Here is a 16,125-nt window from a genome sequence, read left to right on the forward strand (position 1 = left end):
AATGACTCATTCGGGACCTCGGAGGTCCCGAATGAGTCATTCGCGACCCTCGGCGACCGGACTCCGGGCAGCGGGGGCCGCTTCGGGCGACCGAAAGTGTCGGTGCCCTCCGGTAGCGTGGAAAACGGGGGGCGCCCCCGCGAGCGGGCGTGGCCGGCTTCGGCGGTGTCCGGACGTCGGTCAGCAGGCCACGTCGCGGGCCGAGGCCAGCAGCGTCTGGTCGACGACCGGGGCCGGCGCGCCGGCGGACTGCTCGTTGCCGCCGCCGCCCTGGTGGGCCTTCGACCAGTCGGCGAGCTGGGTGATGATCTGGCGGGCCTCGGGTCGGGGCCGGAGGTCGCCGAACAGGGTGCCGGTGACCACGTCGACGCTCGCGTCCTTGCGGTTGTCCTGGACGAACTCGGCGCACGGCACCACGAGGCTGATCGTCCGGGCCGCGGTGACGCCGTTCTCGCCGAAGCGGATCTGGCCGCGGCACTTGGCCTCGCGGTTCTCGTACGCCGGGTCGTTGGCCGGGTCGGCGGCACCGGTGAAGCCGAGCTCGCGCAGCGTCGTCGTGGTGATGCCGCCCTGGCCGCGGCTGCCCGAGGCGTTGAGGACCCGGTAGGCGACCTTGTCCGGCGGGATGGGCGCGCGGTCGTCGAGCGCGTTGTGGGGCAGGCTGCTGAACGTCACGCCCGGCGGCGGGCTCGCCGGCGGGTCGCACTTGACGGCCTCGTCGACGTCGCCCTTGCCGATGGCGGCGTGCACCCAGACGACGATCGCGCCCACGGCGAGCACGCCGATGACGATCAGCGCCGGCAGCGGCTTGTGCTTGCGATACGGCCGCGTCCCACGGTCCCCGATGCCGTTCCCCGACGCCACCTGCCCGTCCCTTCCCGAACACCGAAACGGCCGTGCGAAACCGGGCACCGCCGAGGCCGGTCAGCCTAGGCGCTGCGACCGACGCACGTGGTCCCGGGTCACCCGGTGGGTTCCCGTGTCCTGCCTGCGGTACCGGGCCCCAGCCGGACCGATCCCCGTGTGGCGATCGCACCACGGCGGGACCGGCCGGGGCAAGCGCAGACGGGCCGCGCGTGAAGTTCTCCACCTCCGCGCAACCCGAACGGACGACAACGCGTCTTACCTGCGGGTTCCCCCTGTCGGGTGACGATTCCCCGGCAATGTCTGACTCGTTGCAGAACCCGGACAGCGGTGAGCTACCCTTCCCGGGCTCCGGCCGCAGGAAGAGGCGCAAAAAGAAGAGACCTCGGTCACTTCGGCCGTCGGGCACAAACGAGGGCCCTGGAACGTTGACCAGCGGCACGGCGGACTCACGGGCGCATCCGGGGGTCCGGGAAAACGACTACACAAGCTGATCGCAGGGGTGAGGGACACATGGCTACCGACTACGACGCTCCGCGCCGCAGCGAAGCCGACGAGCTGGCCGAAGACTCGTTGGAGGAGCTCAAGGCCCGGCGGAACGAGAACCAGTCCGGCGTCGTCGACGTCGACGAGGACGCGACCGCCGAGAACTTCGAGCTGCCGGGTGCCGACCTCTCCGGGCTTTCCGGTGAGGACATGACCGTGAAGGTGGTGCCGAAGCAGGCGGACGAGTTCACCTGCTCCGTGTGCTTCCTGGTGCACCACCGCAGCCGGCTGGCCGAGGACAACGGCGGACGCCTGATCTGCCGCGACTGCGCCTGACAAGCGCGAAGGGGTTCTCGGACACAGGGGACGAACAGACGCGACGGAGAGCCTCGAGGGCAGTGCTTCCCCGAGGGAGAGGCTCGAAGCGCGCTGGGGACAAGGGGGCCGGCCGGAAGGCCGGCCCCCTTCCCATGTCTTGCGGGGGTGGCGCCGGTTCAGGCGCCTTTGAGCAGCTCGGCGACGCGTTCGGGGTGCCGGGTGCTGAACAGCCAGTACGGCGTCGGGTCGTCCGCGTCCGTCAGCCGGACCTTGACGACCGGGCCGACCCAGCCGCGGTGCAGCACGTAGGCCGCCGGGTCGCCGTCGCGTCCCAGGGCCTTGCGCTTGGCTTCCTTGTCGAAGATCTCCACCTCGCCGGCGAACCGCCGCGGCAGGTGGGCGTCGCCGACCCACAGTTCCGGTTCGTCACCGCCGGTGATCCGGACCTTCGACCGGCCCAGCGACAGCAGCAGCGCCACGACCACCGGCAACGCGATCACGTACGGCAGCCACGCCCGGATCCCGGGGTACCCCAAGTCGATCTCGGCGGCGAGCAGGACCGCCCCCAGCACCGGCAGCGGCCAGCCCCACCACGGGACGTACAGCCGTTCGGAGTGCCGCACGGCGGCGTTCGCGGCCGTCTTCGCTGATTCACCCACGGGTAGAGAGTAATCTCGCCGCCCGTGTCCAGCGTTCAGGTACTCCTCTCCCGGCTCGATCCGGATGTCCCGCTGCCCGCCTACGCCCGACCGGGCGACGCGGGCGCCGATCTCGTCACCACCTCGGATATCGTCCTCGGGCCCGGGGAACGCGGTGTCGTCGGCACCGGCGTCGCGATCGCGCTCCCGCCCGGGTACGCGGGGTTCGTCCACCCGCGGTCCGGCCTGGCCGCCCGGGCCGGCCTCTCGGTCGTGAACACCCCGGGGACGATCGACTCGGGCTACCGCGGCGAGATCAAGGTCTGCCTGATCAACCACGACCCGGTGCGCCCGCTGGAGCTGACGCGCGGCGACCGCATCGCCCAGCTGGTCGTGCAGCGGGTCGAGCACGCCGAGTTCGTCGAGGTCGACGGGCTCGACGCGACCGAGCGGGGCGACGGAGGCTACGGCTCGACGGGTGGACACGCCACACTGGGAGCACCGGCGCTCGCCGCGAGCGCCGCCACGGGGGAAGGAACGGAGAAGTAGTGGGGATTTTCGGACGCAAGCGACGGACCGAGGGCGGGTCCGCCGGACGGCACGCCGCGCCCGAGGCCGACGACACTTTCGAGGACGAGGCGTACGACGACGAGGACGGGCCGGAGCTGTCGGACGTCTCCGACGGCCCGTTCGACGTGGCCGACTTCGACGACGACGGCATCCCGCGGATCGACCTCGGCTCGGTGAAGGTGCCGGTGCCCGACGGTTCCCAGGTCCAGGTCGAGATGGACCCGGAAGCCGGGGGCGTGCGCGCCGTGCACGTCGTCACCGAGCAGGGCCAGATCACGGTCAGCGCGTACGCCGCGCCGCGCTCCGGCGGGCTGTGGCGGGAGGTCAGCACCGAGCTGGCCGACCAGCTGCGGGCCGACGGCGCCAAGGTCACCATCGGCCGCGGCCTCTGGGGCCTGGAGATTTCGGCCATCATCGGCGACGTCGCGCTGCGCTTCGTCGGCGTCGACCGGCCCCGCTGGATGCTGCGCGGCGTCATCGCCGGGCCGCAGTCGGAGGCCGCGGGGGCCGTCGAGGTGCTGCGCGAGATCGTCCGGCGGACCATCGTCGACCGCGGCGACGCGCCCATGCCGGTCCGGACCCCGCTGACCATCACGCTGCCCGAGGCGGTCGCCGAGCACATCGCGGCCCAGCAGCAGCAAGGCTGAGCCACCGGAGGTCCGTGAAGGTCACCTTGGGTCCCCCAGGGTGACCTTCACGGCTTTCGCAGGGCCCGGAGGAAGGCGAGGACGGTCGCCCGGCCGAGTGACTCGCGGTCCGCGCCCAAGGCCGTGAGCGTCGTCTCGCCGAGGGCCGCGCGGGGGAGCGCGCCCGCCCACTCCGCCGCGACTTTCGTCGGGTGGATCGGGTCGTCGGTGCACGTGCCGATCCCGGCCGGGACGGGCAGCGCCGCCAGCTCGGCCAAGGTCGGCGCCGCCCGGCCCGCCGCGACGCGCAGGCTGCCGGCCAGCCCGTCGCCGTGCCGCCGCCACGCCCGGTCCAGCTCCGCCCGCAGCCAGGCCGGGCTGCCCTCGGTCTGCGCGAGTGCCGCGCCGACGCCGGAACCGGCCACCAGATCCGCCGTCAGCGTCGCGGCCAGCGATGCGGGTGCCGGGTCCGGGAGGCCGTTCCAGGCCGGGAGCGCGGCCAGCAGGCCCCCGCAACGGCCCGGATTCGCCACGGCCCACTCCGCGGCGAGGTGCGCGCCGAACGAAATGCCGCCTACGAGCAGTTCGCCGTGTTCGTCCGCCAGCGCGTCCAGGAGGGCCAGGTAGCCGTCGGCGAGCGCCGCGCCCGGCGGCGGGGGTGGCGCGATGAGCGGGACACCGAGGGCGCGCAGGGGCCGTTCGAAGACAGCACGGACGAAGACGTCGTCCGAGCCGGTACCGGGTAGCAGCACCGCGGCGGGAACTCTGATTGCGGACGTCACGTTGCGATCTTTGCGCAAAGGCGTTTCCCTGGCGGGGACCGCAGTACGCTGGAATCGCACGGGCCGCAAGCAAATTTGTCGCCGGGCCCCGGAGCACAGGAGCACCTATGTCCGCCAAAGACGGCGGCTACTTCAGCCGGTTGGTACGCAAGCTGACCAGCGACGTCGAGGATCTCGACGCCGACGAAATGTCGATGAGGTCCGGCGCCGAAGGCGCGCAGCGGGCCTGTGACTGCCGCTCCGGCGAAGAGGTCACCGTGATGGGGCGGCTCCGCAGTGTCGAGCTCTGCCCGACCAACGAGGCCGCCACGCTGGAGGCCGAGCTGTTCGACGGGACACAGGGCGTGACGCTAATCTGGCTCGGCCGCCGCCGGATCCCGGGCATCGAGCCTGGCCGGACGATCAAGGTGCGTGGTCGGATGGCCGAGCGTGACGGCCAGAAGGTGCTGTACAACCCCTATTACGAGCTCCAGAGCCCAGTGAGTTGATCACCCATCGTGACTGAACCCGCCCCGAGCGAGAAGAAGACCGACGAGGACGAGCCGCAGCCGACCCTGCTCGAGCAGATGGGCGGCGTGTCCGGCCTGATCTACTCGTCGGTGCCGGTGATCGTCTTCGTGCTGGCGAACTCGTTCTTCGGCCTGACCGCGGCCATCTGGACCTCGATCGGCAGTGCCGTGGCCATCACGGTGCTGCGGCTGGTCCGCAAGGAGCCGCTGCAGCCGGCGATCTCGGGCTTCTTCGGCGTCGCGATCGCGGCGTTCATCGCCTACCGCACGGGGTCGGCGAAGGGTTTCTTCCTGTTCGGGATCTACGCGAGCTTGATCTACTGCGGCATCTTCGTGCTGTCGGTGGTGGTGCGCTGGCCCATCGCGGGCGTGGTCTGGAACCTGCTCAACGGCACCGGCCAGGCCTGGCGCAAGGACAAGCCCTCCCGCTACGGCTACGACGTCGCCACCCTGGCCATGGCGGCGATCTTCGCCGCCCGGTTTGTGGTGCAGCGGTGGCTCTACCAGGAGGACTACACCGGCTGGCTGGCCTTCGCGAAGATCGCGATGGGCTACCCGCTGTACGCGCTGGGCCTGCTGGTGGTCGTGTGGGCGGTCCGGCGTTCGGACAAGCGCCTGAAGGCGATGGCCGAGGAGGAGCCGGCACCGGAGACCGACGCGGAGGTCGAAGCCCGGCTGCGCGAGAAGTACGCGACTCCGGAAGCCTGAACAACCCGCGCGCTGAACAACCCGCGCGCGTAGGGGCGCCCCCCGTTTTCCACGCTACCGGAGGGCACCGACAGTTCCGGGCGCCGTGCGCCGCGAATGACTCATTCGCGGCGTCGTAGGTCCCGAATGAGTCATTCGCGGCACCAGCCGGACACGAAGGGGCCCCCGGGCAAGCTCCCCCGGGGGCCCCTTCGTGAGACTCAGTAGCCCAGCGCCGTCCGGATCTCCGGCTCGACGTCCGCGGTCGCCACGAACAGGAGCTCGTCGCCCGGCTCCAGTGGGTCCTCCGGCTGCGGCACGATCACCCGGTCGCCCCGCAGGATCGTCACCAGGGCCGCGTCCCGGGGCAGCGTCAGCTCGCTCACCGGCTTCCCGGCCAGCGGGGTCTCCGCCGGCAGCGTCAGCTCGACCAGGTTCGCGTTGCTCTGGCGGAACGTCATCAGCCGCACCAGGTCGCCGACGCTGACCGCCTCCTCGACCATCGCCGCCAGCATGCGGGGGGTCGAGACCGCGACGTCGACGCCCCAGGCGTCGGTGAACAGCCACTCGTTGGCCGGGTTGTTCACCCGGGCCACCACGCGCCGCACCGCGAACTCCGTCTTGGCCAGCAGGGACACCACCAGGTTCGCCTTGTCGTCGCCGGTCGCGGCGATGACGACGTCGCACTGCTCGATCCCGGACTCCTCCAGGATCGACACCTCGCAGGCGTCGCCGAGCACCCAGTCGGCCTGCTCGACCGCGTGCGGCTCGAACTGGTCGGCCTCGCGCTCGATCAGCATCACCTGGTGCCTGCCGTCGATCAGCTCGGCGGCGATGGAGCGGCCGACCGCCCCGGCGCCGGCAATCGCGACCCTCATGCCTCGTCCTCCGGTTCGCGGTTGGCCACACTGGTGACGTCGGTGACGGTGCCGGAGCGCGCGGCCACCCACACGACGTCGTCGGCCTGCAGCACCGTCTTGGTGTCCGGCAGCACGGCGGTGCCCATCCGCATGATGAACGCCACCCGCGCGCCGCTCGCCTGCTGCAGGGACCGGACGGAGTGCCCGACCCAGCCCTCGTGCAGCGGCAGCTGCAGCAGCGCGACGTTGCCCGACGGGTCCCGCCACGCCGACGCGACGCCGTCCGGCAGCAGGCTGCGCAGGAACCGGTCGGTCGTCCACGGCACGGTCGCGACCGTCGGGATGCCCAGCCGCTCGTACGCGGCCGCGCGCTTGTGGTCGTAGATGCGCGCGACGACGTGCTCGACGCCGAAGTTCTCGCGCGCGACCCTGGCCGAGATGATGTTCGAGTTGTCGCCGCTGGACACCGCCGCGAACGCGCCGGCCCGCTCGATGCCGGCTTCGATCAGCACCCGGCGGTCGAAGCCGACCCCGACGACCTGCTGGCCGTGGAAGTCGCTGCCGAGCCGGCGGAACGCCTGCTGGTTCTTGTCGATGACGGCCACCTCGTGGCCGAGCCGCTCCAGCGCAGCGGCCAGGGACGCGCCGACCCGGCCGCACCCCATGATCACCACGTGCACGCCCTGCCTCCTCCTCGGCGGTTTCCCGTCCGTTGCCACCCCTACCTACCAGCGCCGAACCTACCGTGCCCGGGTGCCGTTAGGCTTTCGTGGTGTCGAAGTTCCCGACCGTGCTGAAACGCCTGGTCCTCGGACGTCCGTTCCGCAGTGACAGGCTCGCTCACACGCTCCTGCCCAAGCGCATCGCGCTGCCGATCTTCGCGTCGGACGCGCTCTCGAGCGTCGCCTACGCCCCGGAAGAGATCTTCCTGACCCTCAGTGTCGCCGGGCTGTCCGCGTACGCGCTCGCGCCGTGGATCGGCATCATGGTCGCCCTGGTCATGCTGGTCGTCGTCGCTTCCTACCGGCAGAACGTGCACGCCTACCCGAGCGGGGGCGGTGACTACGAGGTCGCCAACACGAACCTGGGCGGCCGGTTCGGCCTGACGGTGGCCAGCGCCCTGCTGGTCGACTACGTGCTGACGGTCGCGGTGTCCACTTCGTCCGGTGTGGCCAACATCGGCTCGGCCGTCCCGTGGGTCGCCCAGCACAAGGTGCTCGCGTCGATCGTCATCGTCGTGGTGCTGACGTCGCTGAACCTGCGCGGCATCCGCGAGTCGGGGAAGGCCTTCGCGATCCCGACGTACGGGTTCATCATCGGCATCATGGTCATGGTCGTGTGGGGCCTGGTCCAGGCGGCCACCGGCACCGAGGTGAAGGCCGAGAGCGCCGGGTTCACCCTGACCGCCGAAGGCACTTTCGCGGGCGTCGGGTACGCGTTCCTGGTGCTGCGGGCGTTCTCCTCCGGCGCGGCGGCGCTGACCGGGGTGGAGGCGATCAGCAACGGCGTCCCGGCGTTCCAGAAGCCGAAGTCGAAGAACGCGGCCACCACGCTGCTGATGATGGGCGTGCTCGCGGTCACCATGCTGGTCGGCATCATCACCCTGGCCACGATCACCGACGTCAAGTTCGCCGAGGACCCGGCGCGGCAGCTCGAGGGCGCGCCGGCCGGCTACGAGCAGAAGACGATCGTGGCGCAGATCGCGCACGCGGTGTTCGCCGACTTCCCGCCGGCGTTCTACTACATCTCCTTCTCCACCGGCATCATCCTGCTGCTCGCCGCGAACACCGCGTTCAACGGCTTCCCGGTGCTGGGCTCGATCCTCGCGCAGGACCGCTACCTGCCGCGGCAGCTGCACACCCGCGGCGACCGGCTGGCGTTCTCCAACGGCATCCTGTTCCTGTCCGCCTTCGCGCTGGTGCTGATCATCGCGTTCGACGCCGAGGTGACCCGGCTCATCCAGCTCTACATCGTGGGCGTGTTCGTGTCGTTCACGGTGAGCCAGGCGGGCATGATCCGGCACTGGAACCGGTTGCTGGCCAAGGAAACCGACGCGGGCGCGCGGCGGCGGATGCGGCGTTCGCAGACGGTCAACGCCATCGGCCTGACCATGACCGCGACCGTCCTGGTGATCGTGCTCATCACCAAGTTCCTGCTCGGCGCGTGGATCGCGATCGCCGCGATGGTGGCCATCTACGTGCTGATGACGGCGATCCGGCGGCACTACGACCGCGTCGCCGACGAGCTGAAGGATCTCGGCGACACCCCGACCGTGCTGCCCTCGCGCAACCACGCCATCGTGCTGGTGTCCAAATTGCACCGGCCGACGCTGCGCGCGCTGGCCTACGCCAAGGCGATGCGCCCGGACGTGCTCGAAGCCGTGACGGTCAATGTGGACGATGCGGACACCCGCCGGTTGACCGCCGAGTGGGACGCGCACAACTTCAAGGTGCCGCTGAAGGTCGTCGAATCGCCCTACCGCGAGATCACGAAGCCCGTTCTCGACTACGTGAAGCGCGTGCGCGGGGACAATCCGCGCAACGTGGTCACCGTGTTCATCCCGGAGTACGTGGTCGGGCACTGGTGGGAACAGGTGCTGCACAACCAGAGCGCGCTGCGGCTCAAGGGCCGGCTGCTGTTCCAGTCCGGCGTGATCGTGGCGAGCGTGCCGTGGCAGCTGGAGTCGTCGGCCAAGGCGGCCGCGCGGGTCCGGAACGAGCGCCCGGCCGCGGGCGACGTCCGCCGCGGCTTCTCACCCAACGGGAAGCCGGTCGTGGCCCCGAAGCCCAAGGAGCCTGCCGAATGACCAGCTGGCTGGGCCGCGTCCTCGAGGTCGAGGTCGGCGCGGTCGCGCACGGCGGCCACTGCGTCGCCCGCGCGGAAGGGCGGGTCGTGTTCGTCCGGCACGCGCTGCCGGGCGAACAGGTCCGCGTCGAGGTCACCGAGGACAACGGCGGCTCGTTCTGCCGCGGGGACGCCGTCGAGGTGCTCACCCCGTCCCCGCACCGGGTCACGCCGCCGTGCCCGCTGGCCGTGCCGGGCGGCTGCGGCGGCTGCGACTGGCAGCACGCCGACCCCGCCCACCAGCGGTCGCTGAAGGCGGCGGTGGTGGCGGAACAGCTGCAGCGGCTGGCGGGCATCGAACGTGAAGTCGTCGTCGAGGCGCTCGACGGCGGGCCCCTGGACTGGCGCAGCCGCGTCCGGCTGGTCGCCGGGCACGACGGCCGCGCCGGGCTGCGCGCCCACCACAGCCACCGGGTGGTGGCCCTGGACGACTGCCCGATCGCCGTCCCGGGCGAGCTCGACGACGTCCTGGCGCGGCGCTGGCGGCCGGGCAGCGAGCTGGAGGTCACCCAGGACGGTGACGGCGGGGTGCACGTCCGCGAGCTGTCGACGGTGCGCGGGAAGGTCCGGGCGCGGCAGCTGACCGGCGGGGTCGCGGTCCAGCACGCGGCGGGCCGCGACTGGCGCTTGGACGCGCACGGTTTCTGGCAGGTCCACCCGGCGGCGGCGTCGACGCTGGCCGCGGTCGTGGCGGAGTGGGCGGAGGCGCCGGTGGGCGGCTCCGCCTGGGACCTCTACGCCGGGGTCGGGCTGTTCGCGTCGGTGCTGGCGGCCCAGGTCGGGACGTCGGGCCGGGTGCTGGCGGTCGAGTCCGGCCGGCGCGCGGTCGCCGACGGCGAGCGCAACCTCGAGGACCTGCCCCAGGTTTCGTGGCAGGCCGGGCGCGTCGAGCACGTGCTGGCGTCGGCGGCCACGCCGGTCGACGTGGTGGTCCTGGACCCGCCGCGCAAGGGCGCGGGCAAGGCGGTCGTGGAGTCCATCGTGGCGGGTGCGCCGGACCGGATCGTCTACGTGGCCTGCGATCCGGCGGCGCTGGCGCGCGATGTGGCGACCTTCGCGGCCCACGGGTATTCGCTGACGGACCTGCGGGCGTTCGACGCGTTCCCGATGACCCACCACGTGGAGTGCGTGGCGCTGCTTTCCTGACGCTGCCTTCCCGCTCCGCCGTTTTCGAAAACTGTCGGTGGTGGTCGGCACACTGTGTGCCATGACTGCTCTCGACGACTTCGACCTCGCAGCTTCGACGGTGACCCGCCTGGTCACCGCGGTTCGTGCCGGCCAGTGGGCGCTCCCTACGGCGTGCCCGGACTGGGACGTGCGCGCGGTGGTGAACCACCTCGCGCACGGCAACGCGAAAGTGGCCTTCTGGGCGGGCACGGGCCCACCGGCCCCGGACGGCGACCACCTGGGTTCCTCGCCGGTCGAGGCGTTCACCGCGTCGGTCTCCGCGGCCCGTGCGGTGCTGGCCGAGCCGGGGCTGTTTTCGCGGCAGGTGACGACGCCGCTCGGTGAGGTGCCCGGGGTGTTCCTGGTGCACATGAGGGTGAACGAGTACCTCGCCCACGGCTGGGACATCGCGGACGCGACGGGGCAGCCGACGGACCTGGCGCCCGAGCTGGCGGCCCGGGCGCTGGCGCAGTGGCGGTCCCGGTTCGGTGCGGCGCCCCGGCAGCCGGGCGGCCCGTTCGGGCCGGAGATCCCGCCACCTCCGAACGCGACGGCGGCCGATGAGCTGGCGGCGTTCCTGGGCCGGAAGGCGGTGAACGGCTAGGAGGTGGCGAAGAAGTCCCGCGACGGCCGTGGCAGCCAGACCAGGCCGACGACGGCGAGCTGCGCGGCGGCGGCCACCGGGATCACGGCGTGGAACATCGGCGAGGACGACCAGGAGAAGAAGCCGAAGACCACGGACAGCAGCTGGGAGACGGTGGCGAGCCGGCGCGTCCACGGCCGGCCCGTGGCGAGCTTGGCGACGAGGAGGAGGCAGAGCACGAGCAGGAGGCCGTGGAAGACGGCGCCCGACAGCACGGCGATGTCGGCTGAGCGCGCGGCTTCGGCGGTGTCGAAGTCCGGCTGCTGAGCGGCGATCTGGTCGCGCAGTGTGTCTTCGCGCGCCCCCATGACGACCGGGACGACGAGGTGGCCGAGGCCGACGAGGGCCAGCAGCGCCCGGGCGGACTGGACGGGCTTCGGCAGGCTCCGCGGCGCCACGGTCAAGCGTCCTTGTGGCGAGCCCGCTGCCAGCGCGGGACGGCGGGTGGGCCGGCGCTGTCGCCGTGCCGCGCCCAGGCTTCGTTCAGGCGGGTGACGAGGATGCGCGCGGCGGCGACGTCTTCGTCCGGCCAGTCGGCGATGACCCGCGCGAAGACGGCGGCACCGGCTTCGACGGCGGTCTCGATCCCGGCGCGGCCGTCCGCGGTGACGTCGGCGAGGAAGGTGCGCGAGTCATCCGGATCGGCCGCGACGGCGATGGCTCCTTCCCGCTCGAGAGCGGTGAGGTGCCGGCTGGTGGCGGAGGCGGTGAGGCCGAGCGTGCCGGCGATGTCCCGCGGCCGCAGCGGCCCGTGGGCGGCGAGCAGACCGAGCACACGGAGCCGGGTCAGGTCCACGCGCCGCGAGATCCGCCGATGTCCCTGATCGATGAGCTCCATGACAGCTCGCGCGAGTTCGGCGGATTCATTTCGTTGCGGCATGAAACGAGTTTACCTCGAATGCGAGCTCGCACGGCGGCGATGGGATGGGCGGACAGGGGCGTACCCGAGCGGGTGGTCGCGTCGGCCGCTCGGGCCACGGGCGCGGCCGGGGACCTCAACCTGCCCGGCGCACCGCGAACGCCGCCGCGAGACCGGTCGCCGTCATCGCCACGCCCGACACCAGCAGTACCCATGCCCCGGCTCCCGGGACCACCCGGGCCGTCGGCTGGAGGCGTGTCACTCCCGGCAGCGTCACCACCAGGTGCCGCAGGATCACGCCGGTCACCACCAGCCCCGGCAGGCACGCCATGGCCAGGGGCTCGTCCTGGTGGCGGGCGAACGTCAGGTACGCCAGCGTCACCGCGATCAGCACCGCCGCCGCGCACACCAGCCGCAGGCCCAGGTCCAGCTCGGGGTCCGGGGTTCCGGGCGGCAGCAGGCCCGGGTACTCGGCCGTCCGCAGGGTGAGCCCGGCGATCACGCCCAGGCCCGCCGCCCCCACCAGGACGGCCCGCGGGCCCCGGAGCCGCTTCCGTGGTCGCTGCTGGTCCACTCCGGCCTCCCCTGCGTCGGCGTAGACGCAGCATAAGGCGGGTTTCAGCCCGAGAACCAGCGTTGCGGTGCCGGCCGGAGGTTCTGGTAGATGTGCTTGACCTCGGTGTACTCGGCCAGCCCCGTCGGGCCCAGCTCGCGGCCGAAGCCGGACTGCTTGTAGCCGCCCCACTCGGCCTGGGGCAGGTACGGGTGGAAGTCGTTGATCCACACCGTCCCGTGGCGCAGCCGCCCCGCCACCCGCTGCGCCCGCGAAGCGTCGTTCGTGAACACCGCGCCGGCCAGGCCGTAGTGGGTGTCGTTGGCGATGCGGACCGCGTCGTCCTCGTCGGTGAACGTCTCGACCGTCAGCACCGGGCCGAACGACTCGTCGACCACCGCCGACGAGCCCTGTTTCACCTGGTCGAGGATGGTCGGGAGGTAGTAGAAGCCGTCGGCCAGGGCCGGGTCGTCCGGACGGCGGCCGCCCGTGCGCAGCACCGCGCCCTCGGCCAGCGCGGCCGCCACGTACGCCTCGACCTTCGCCCGGTGCGCCGCCGAGATCAGCGGGCCGGTCTCCGCCTGCGAGTCGAACGGGCCGCCCAGGCGGATCCGCTCGGCCCGGCGCACCAGCTCGCCGACGAACTCGTCGTGCCACTCGCGCTGCACGATCAGCCGGGCGCCCGCCGAGCACACCTGGCCGGAGTGCAGGAACACCGCCGTCAGCGCGTAGTCGACCGCGGTCTCGAAGTCGGCGTCGGCGAACACCACGTTCGGGTTCTTGCCGCCCAGCTCCAGGGCCACTTTCTTGACGGTCCCGGCGGCCGCGGCGGCGATGACGCGACCGGTCGCCAGACCGCCGGTGAACGACACGAGGTCGACGTCCGGATGGGACGCCAGGGGCGCGCCGGCCTCGGCGCCCGCGCCCAGCACCAGGTTGCCCACGCCCGGTGGGAGGCCGGCCTCGGTGAGCAGCTTGAGGAACAGGAGCGCCGTGTGCGGGGTGAGCTCGCTCGGCTTGAGCACGAACGTGTTGCCCGCGGCCAGCGCCGGTGCGATCTTCCACACGGTCTGCAGCAGCGGGTAGTTCCACGGCGTGATCAGCCCGCAGACGCCGACCGGCTCGTGCACGATCCGGCTGATCGCGTCCGGGCTGCCGGTGTCGACGACGCGCCCGGCGTCCTGCGCCGCGAGCTTGCCGAAGTAGCGCAGGCAGGCGGCGATGTCGGCCATGTCGTACCGGCTCTCGACCAGGCGCTTGCCCGTGTCGAGCGACTCGGCGCGGGCGAACGCCTCCGCGTCGCGGTCCAGCAGGTCCGCCGCCCGCAGCAGCAGGTCACCGCGCAGGTGGGCGGGGGTGCCGGGCCACGGACCGCTGTCCAAGGCCCGGCGCGCGGCCGCGATGGCGGCCTCGGTGTCCTTGGCGGTGCCCTCGGCGACCGTCGCGACCAGGGAGCCGTCGGCCGGGCAGCGGATCTCCCGCCGGCCGCCGTCCACCGCGTCCACCCATTCGCCGCCGATGAAGAAATCCGCCATGCGATCCATTCTCGTGGCCACGCCGCGTGACCGCCACAGCGACGCGAGGAGACGAGGTTCACCCCGGGTGCTGACCGGCGGTCGCGCTCCGGTTGTGACGCCCGACGCGGCCTGCGGTCCCGCCCTGGCGGGTCTCCGTAGACTGGCCGGAACCGAGCGAGTGAGGTGGAGACGAGTGACGATGCTGGAGTCCCTGAGCGGGCCGGCGGACCTGAAGCGCATGAGTGTCGAGGACCTCGGCGAACTGGCCGCCGAGATCCGGGACTTCCTCGTCGACAAGGTGCGCCGGGCGGGTGGCCACCTGGGCCCGAACCTCGGCGTCGTCGAGCTGACCCTGGCGCTGCACCGGGTGTTCGACTCGCCGCGCGACGCGATCGTGTGGGACGTCGGTCACCAGGCGTACGTCCACAAGCTCGTCACCGGCCGCGCGGCCGGGTTCGACCTGCTGCGCCAGACCGGCGGGGTCACCGGTTACCCGTCGCGCGCGGAGAGTGAACACGACTGGGTGGAAAGCAGCCACGCGTCGTCCGGCCTGTCCTATGTGGACGGCCTGGCGAAGGCGTTCGAGCTGGCCGGCGGCGGCCGGCACGCGATCGCCGTCGTCGGCGACGGCGCGCTCACCGGCGGCATGTGCTGGGAGGCGCTCAACAACATCGCCGCGCACAAGGACCGCCCGGTCGTCATCGTGATCAACGACAACGGCCGCTCCTACTCGCCGACCATCGGCGGCCTGGCCGACCACCTCGCGGCGCTGCGCCTGCAGCCCGGCTACGAGCGGCTCCTGGACGGCGGCCGCGAGATCCTCAAGCACACCCCGGTCGTCGGCCGGCCGATCTACGCCGCGCTGCACGCCGCGAAGGCCGGCCTGAAGGACGCCCTGAGCCCGCAGGCGATGTTCTCCGACCTGGGCCTCAAGTACCTCGGCCCGGTCGACGGCCACGACCAGGTGGCGCTGGAGAAGGCCCTGTACAGCGCGCGCTCCTTCGGCGGCGCCGTGATCGTGCACGTGGTCACCGAAAAGGGTCACGGCTACGCACCGGCGGTCAACAACGAGCACGACCAGATGCACCAGACCGACCCGATCGACCCGGAGACCGGCCTGCCGCCGGTGAAGGGCCCGAGCTGGACCGGCGTGTTCGGCTCCGAGCTGGCGGCGATCGGCGCCGAGCGTGAGGACGTTGTCGCCATCACCGCGGCGATGCTGCGTTCCACCGGGCTGGACAAGTTCGCCGAGGCGTTCCCGGACCGGTGGTACGACGTCGGCATCGCCGAGCAGCACGCCGTCACCTCGGCGGCGGGGCTGGCCATGGGCGGGCTGCACCCGGTCGTCGCGATCTACTCGACGTTCCTGAACCGCGCGTTCGACCAGGTGCTGATGGACGTGGCGCTGCACCGCCTGCCGGTGACGCTGGTGCTGGACCGGGCCGGGATCACCGGGCCGGACGGGCCGAGTCACCACGGCATGTGGGACCTCTCGCTGCTCGGCATGGTCCCGGGGATGCGGGTGGCTGCGCCGCGTGACCCGGGGACGCTGCGGGAGGAGCTGCGTGAGGCGGTCGCGGTCGCCGACGGGCCGACTGCGCTGCGGTTCTCGAAGGGGAAGGTCGGCACGGACGTGACGGCGGTGGAGCGGATCGGCACGGTCGACGTGCTGCGCCGCCCGGCCGAGGGAGCGGACGTGCTGCTGGTGACGGTCGGGGCCTTTGCCACCCTCGGGTTGGCGGCTGCGGATCGGCTTGCCGATCAGGGGATCGGGGTGACCGTCGTGGACCCGCGGTGGGTGCTTCCGGTTCCGGCGGAGCTGGTTGCGTTGGCTTCGCAGCACAAGCTGGTCGTGACGGTGGAAGACAGTGGGCGGCATGGGGGGTTCGGGTCGGCTTTGGCCGCGATGTTCCGGGATGCCGAGTGTGATGTTCCCTTGCGGGATTTGGCTGTGCCGCAGGCTTTCCATGATCTTGGGAGCCGGGACGAGGTTCTGGGGCGCATCGGGCTGACTGCTCAGGATGTTGCCCGGCGGGTTACCGAGTGGGCCTCGGGGCGGCTGGGTTCTTCGGATGAGCCGGTGCGGCGTAAGGATGCCAATCGGAGCTGAGCGGGTTTTGGCCCGGGTGGAAAGATGTCCTTGGGCCGGGGTGCTGCGCCGCCAGATCGCAAACGCTTGCGCGGCCGATTCGAGTGCCGCGT

18 protein-coding genes are annotated in these 16,125 nt (G+C 72.0%); 9 read left to right on the forward strand and 9 right to left on the reverse strand.

Going from position 1 to position 16,125, the window contains the following annotated elements; all coding sequences use genetic code 11:
• Positions 1-180: 180 nt before the first annotated feature.
• Complete coding sequence (gene cei, locus AB0F52_RS35770) at positions 181-864, reverse strand: envelope integrity protein Cei (protein WP_360180576.1); 684 nt, start codon at positions 862-864, stop codon at positions 181-183.
• A gap of 513 nt (positions 865-1,377) precedes the next feature.
• On the opposite strand from cei, the gene AB0F52_RS35775 reads away from it, so the two are divergent.
• Positions 1,378-1,686 (forward strand): DUF4193 domain-containing protein, encoded by a 309-nt coding sequence (locus AB0F52_RS35775; protein WP_013224476.1) that lies wholly within the window; start codon positions 1,378-1,380, stop codon positions 1,684-1,686.
• Positions 1,687-1,844: 158 nt separating this feature from the next.
• Here AB0F52_RS35775 and AB0F52_RS35780 read toward each other — a convergent pair whose 3' ends face one another.
• Positions 1,845-2,327, reverse strand: coding sequence for a DUF3093 domain-containing protein (locus AB0F52_RS35780; RefSeq protein ID WP_360180578.1), 483 nt, complete (start codon positions 2,325-2,327; stop codon positions 1,845-1,847).
• A gap of 24 nt (positions 2,328-2,351) precedes the next feature.
• On the opposite strand from AB0F52_RS35780, the gene dut reads away from it, so the two are divergent.
• Positions 2,352-2,855, forward strand: coding sequence for a dUTP diphosphatase (gene dut, locus AB0F52_RS35785; protein WP_360180580.1), 504 nt, complete (start codon positions 2,352-2,354; stop codon positions 2,853-2,855).
• On the forward strand, positions 2,855-3,523 hold the full coding sequence (locus AB0F52_RS35790; protein ID WP_360180582.1) for a DUF3710 domain-containing protein: 669 nt from the start codon (positions 2,855-2,857) through the stop codon (positions 3,521-3,523). Before dut ends, AB0F52_RS35790 begins: the two co-directional genes overlap by 1 nt.
• Before the next feature lie 47 nt (positions 3,524-3,570).
• Here AB0F52_RS35790 and AB0F52_RS35795 read toward each other — a convergent pair whose 3' ends face one another.
• Positions 3,571-4,254 carry an alpha/beta hydrolase gene (locus AB0F52_RS35795; RefSeq protein WP_360180708.1) on the reverse strand — a complete coding sequence of 228 codons (684 nt, stop codon included), beginning with the start codon at positions 4,252-4,254 and terminating at the stop codon, positions 3,571-3,573.
• Between the two features lie 137 nt (positions 4,255-4,391).
• Between AB0F52_RS35795 and AB0F52_RS35800 the strand changes: the two genes are divergently transcribed.
• Positions 4,392-4,772: an OB-fold nucleic acid binding domain-containing protein gene (locus AB0F52_RS35800; protein ID WP_003074944.1), complete on the forward strand. Its 381-nt coding sequence runs from the start codon at positions 4,392-4,394 to the stop codon at positions 4,770-4,772.
• Positions 4,773-4,781: 9 nt separating this feature from the next.
• A complete protein-coding gene (locus tag AB0F52_RS35805) occupies positions 4,782-5,501 on the forward strand; it encodes a DUF3159 domain-containing protein (RefSeq protein ID WP_360180584.1) in 720 nt (239 codons plus the stop codon).
• 200 nt (positions 5,502-5,701) lie between these two features.
• Here AB0F52_RS35805 and AB0F52_RS35810 read toward each other — a convergent pair whose 3' ends face one another.
• Together AB0F52_RS35810 and AB0F52_RS35815 are read right to left on the reverse strand one after the other, a co-directional pair.
• Complete coding sequence (locus AB0F52_RS35810; RefSeq protein WP_003067924.1) at positions 5,702-6,358, reverse strand: TrkA family potassium uptake protein; 657 nt, start codon at positions 6,356-6,358, stop codon at positions 5,702-5,704.
• Positions 6,355-7,059: a TrkA family potassium uptake protein gene (locus AB0F52_RS35815; RefSeq protein WP_360180586.1), complete on the reverse strand. Its 705-nt coding sequence runs from the start codon at positions 7,057-7,059 to the stop codon at positions 6,355-6,357. The genes AB0F52_RS35810 and AB0F52_RS35815 overlap by 4 nt, the downstream gene beginning before the upstream one ends.
• A 53-nt stretch (positions 7,060-7,112) precedes the next feature.
• Here AB0F52_RS35815 and AB0F52_RS35820 point away from each other — a divergent pair, with 53 nt between their 5' ends.
• The 3 genes from AB0F52_RS35820 (at position 7,113) to AB0F52_RS35830 (ending at position 10,955) form a co-directional block, all read left to right on the forward strand.
• Positions 7,113-9,146, forward strand: coding sequence for an APC family permease (locus tag AB0F52_RS35820; protein WP_360180588.1), 2,034 nt, complete (start codon positions 7,113-7,115; stop codon positions 9,144-9,146).
• Positions 9,143-10,330, forward strand: coding sequence for a TRAM domain-containing protein (locus AB0F52_RS35825; RefSeq protein ID WP_360180590.1), 1,188 nt, complete (start codon positions 9,143-9,145; stop codon positions 10,328-10,330). Before AB0F52_RS35820 ends, AB0F52_RS35825 begins: the two co-directional genes overlap by 4 nt.
• A 61-nt stretch (positions 10,331-10,391) precedes the next feature.
• Entirely contained in the window at positions 10,392-10,955 is a 564-nt protein-coding gene (locus AB0F52_RS35830) for a TIGR03086 family metal-binding protein (RefSeq protein ID WP_360180592.1), read from the forward strand.
• Here AB0F52_RS35830 and AB0F52_RS35835 read toward each other — a convergent pair.
• The 4 genes from AB0F52_RS35835 to AB0F52_RS35850 form a co-directional block, all read right to left on the reverse strand.
• Positions 10,952-11,392 (reverse strand): hypothetical protein, encoded by a 441-nt coding sequence (locus AB0F52_RS35835; protein ID WP_360180594.1) that lies wholly within the window; start codon positions 11,390-11,392, stop codon positions 10,952-10,954. The two genes, AB0F52_RS35830 and AB0F52_RS35835, sit on opposite strands and share 4 nt — an antisense overlap.
• 2 nt (positions 11,393-11,394) lie before the next feature.
• A complete protein-coding gene (locus AB0F52_RS35840) occupies positions 11,395-11,874 on the reverse strand; it encodes a MarR family transcriptional regulator (RefSeq protein ID WP_360180596.1) in 480 nt (159 codons plus the stop codon).
• Positions 11,875-11,989: 115 nt separating this feature from the next.
• On the reverse strand, positions 11,990-12,427 hold the full coding sequence (locus AB0F52_RS35845; protein WP_360180598.1) for a hypothetical protein: 438 nt from the start codon (positions 12,425-12,427) through the stop codon (positions 11,990-11,992).
• Between the two features lie 44 nt (positions 12,428-12,471).
• Positions 12,472-13,941: an aldehyde dehydrogenase family protein gene (locus AB0F52_RS35850; RefSeq protein WP_360180600.1), complete on the reverse strand. Its 1,470-nt coding sequence runs from the start codon at positions 13,939-13,941 to the stop codon at positions 12,472-12,474.
• A 175-nt stretch (positions 13,942-14,116) separates the two neighbouring features.
• Here AB0F52_RS35850 and dxs point away from each other — a divergent pair, with 175 nt between their 5' ends.
• Entirely contained in the window at positions 14,117-16,033 is a 1,917-nt protein-coding gene (gene dxs, locus AB0F52_RS35855; protein ID WP_360180710.1) for a 1-deoxy-D-xylulose-5-phosphate synthase, read from the forward strand.
• The last annotated feature ends 92 nt before the right edge of the window (positions 16,034-16,125 follow it).

The organism is Amycolatopsis sp. NPDC024027, from assembly GCF_040638975.1.
Classification (GTDB): Bacteria; Actinomycetota; Actinomycetes; order Mycobacteriales; family Pseudonocardiaceae; genus Amycolatopsis.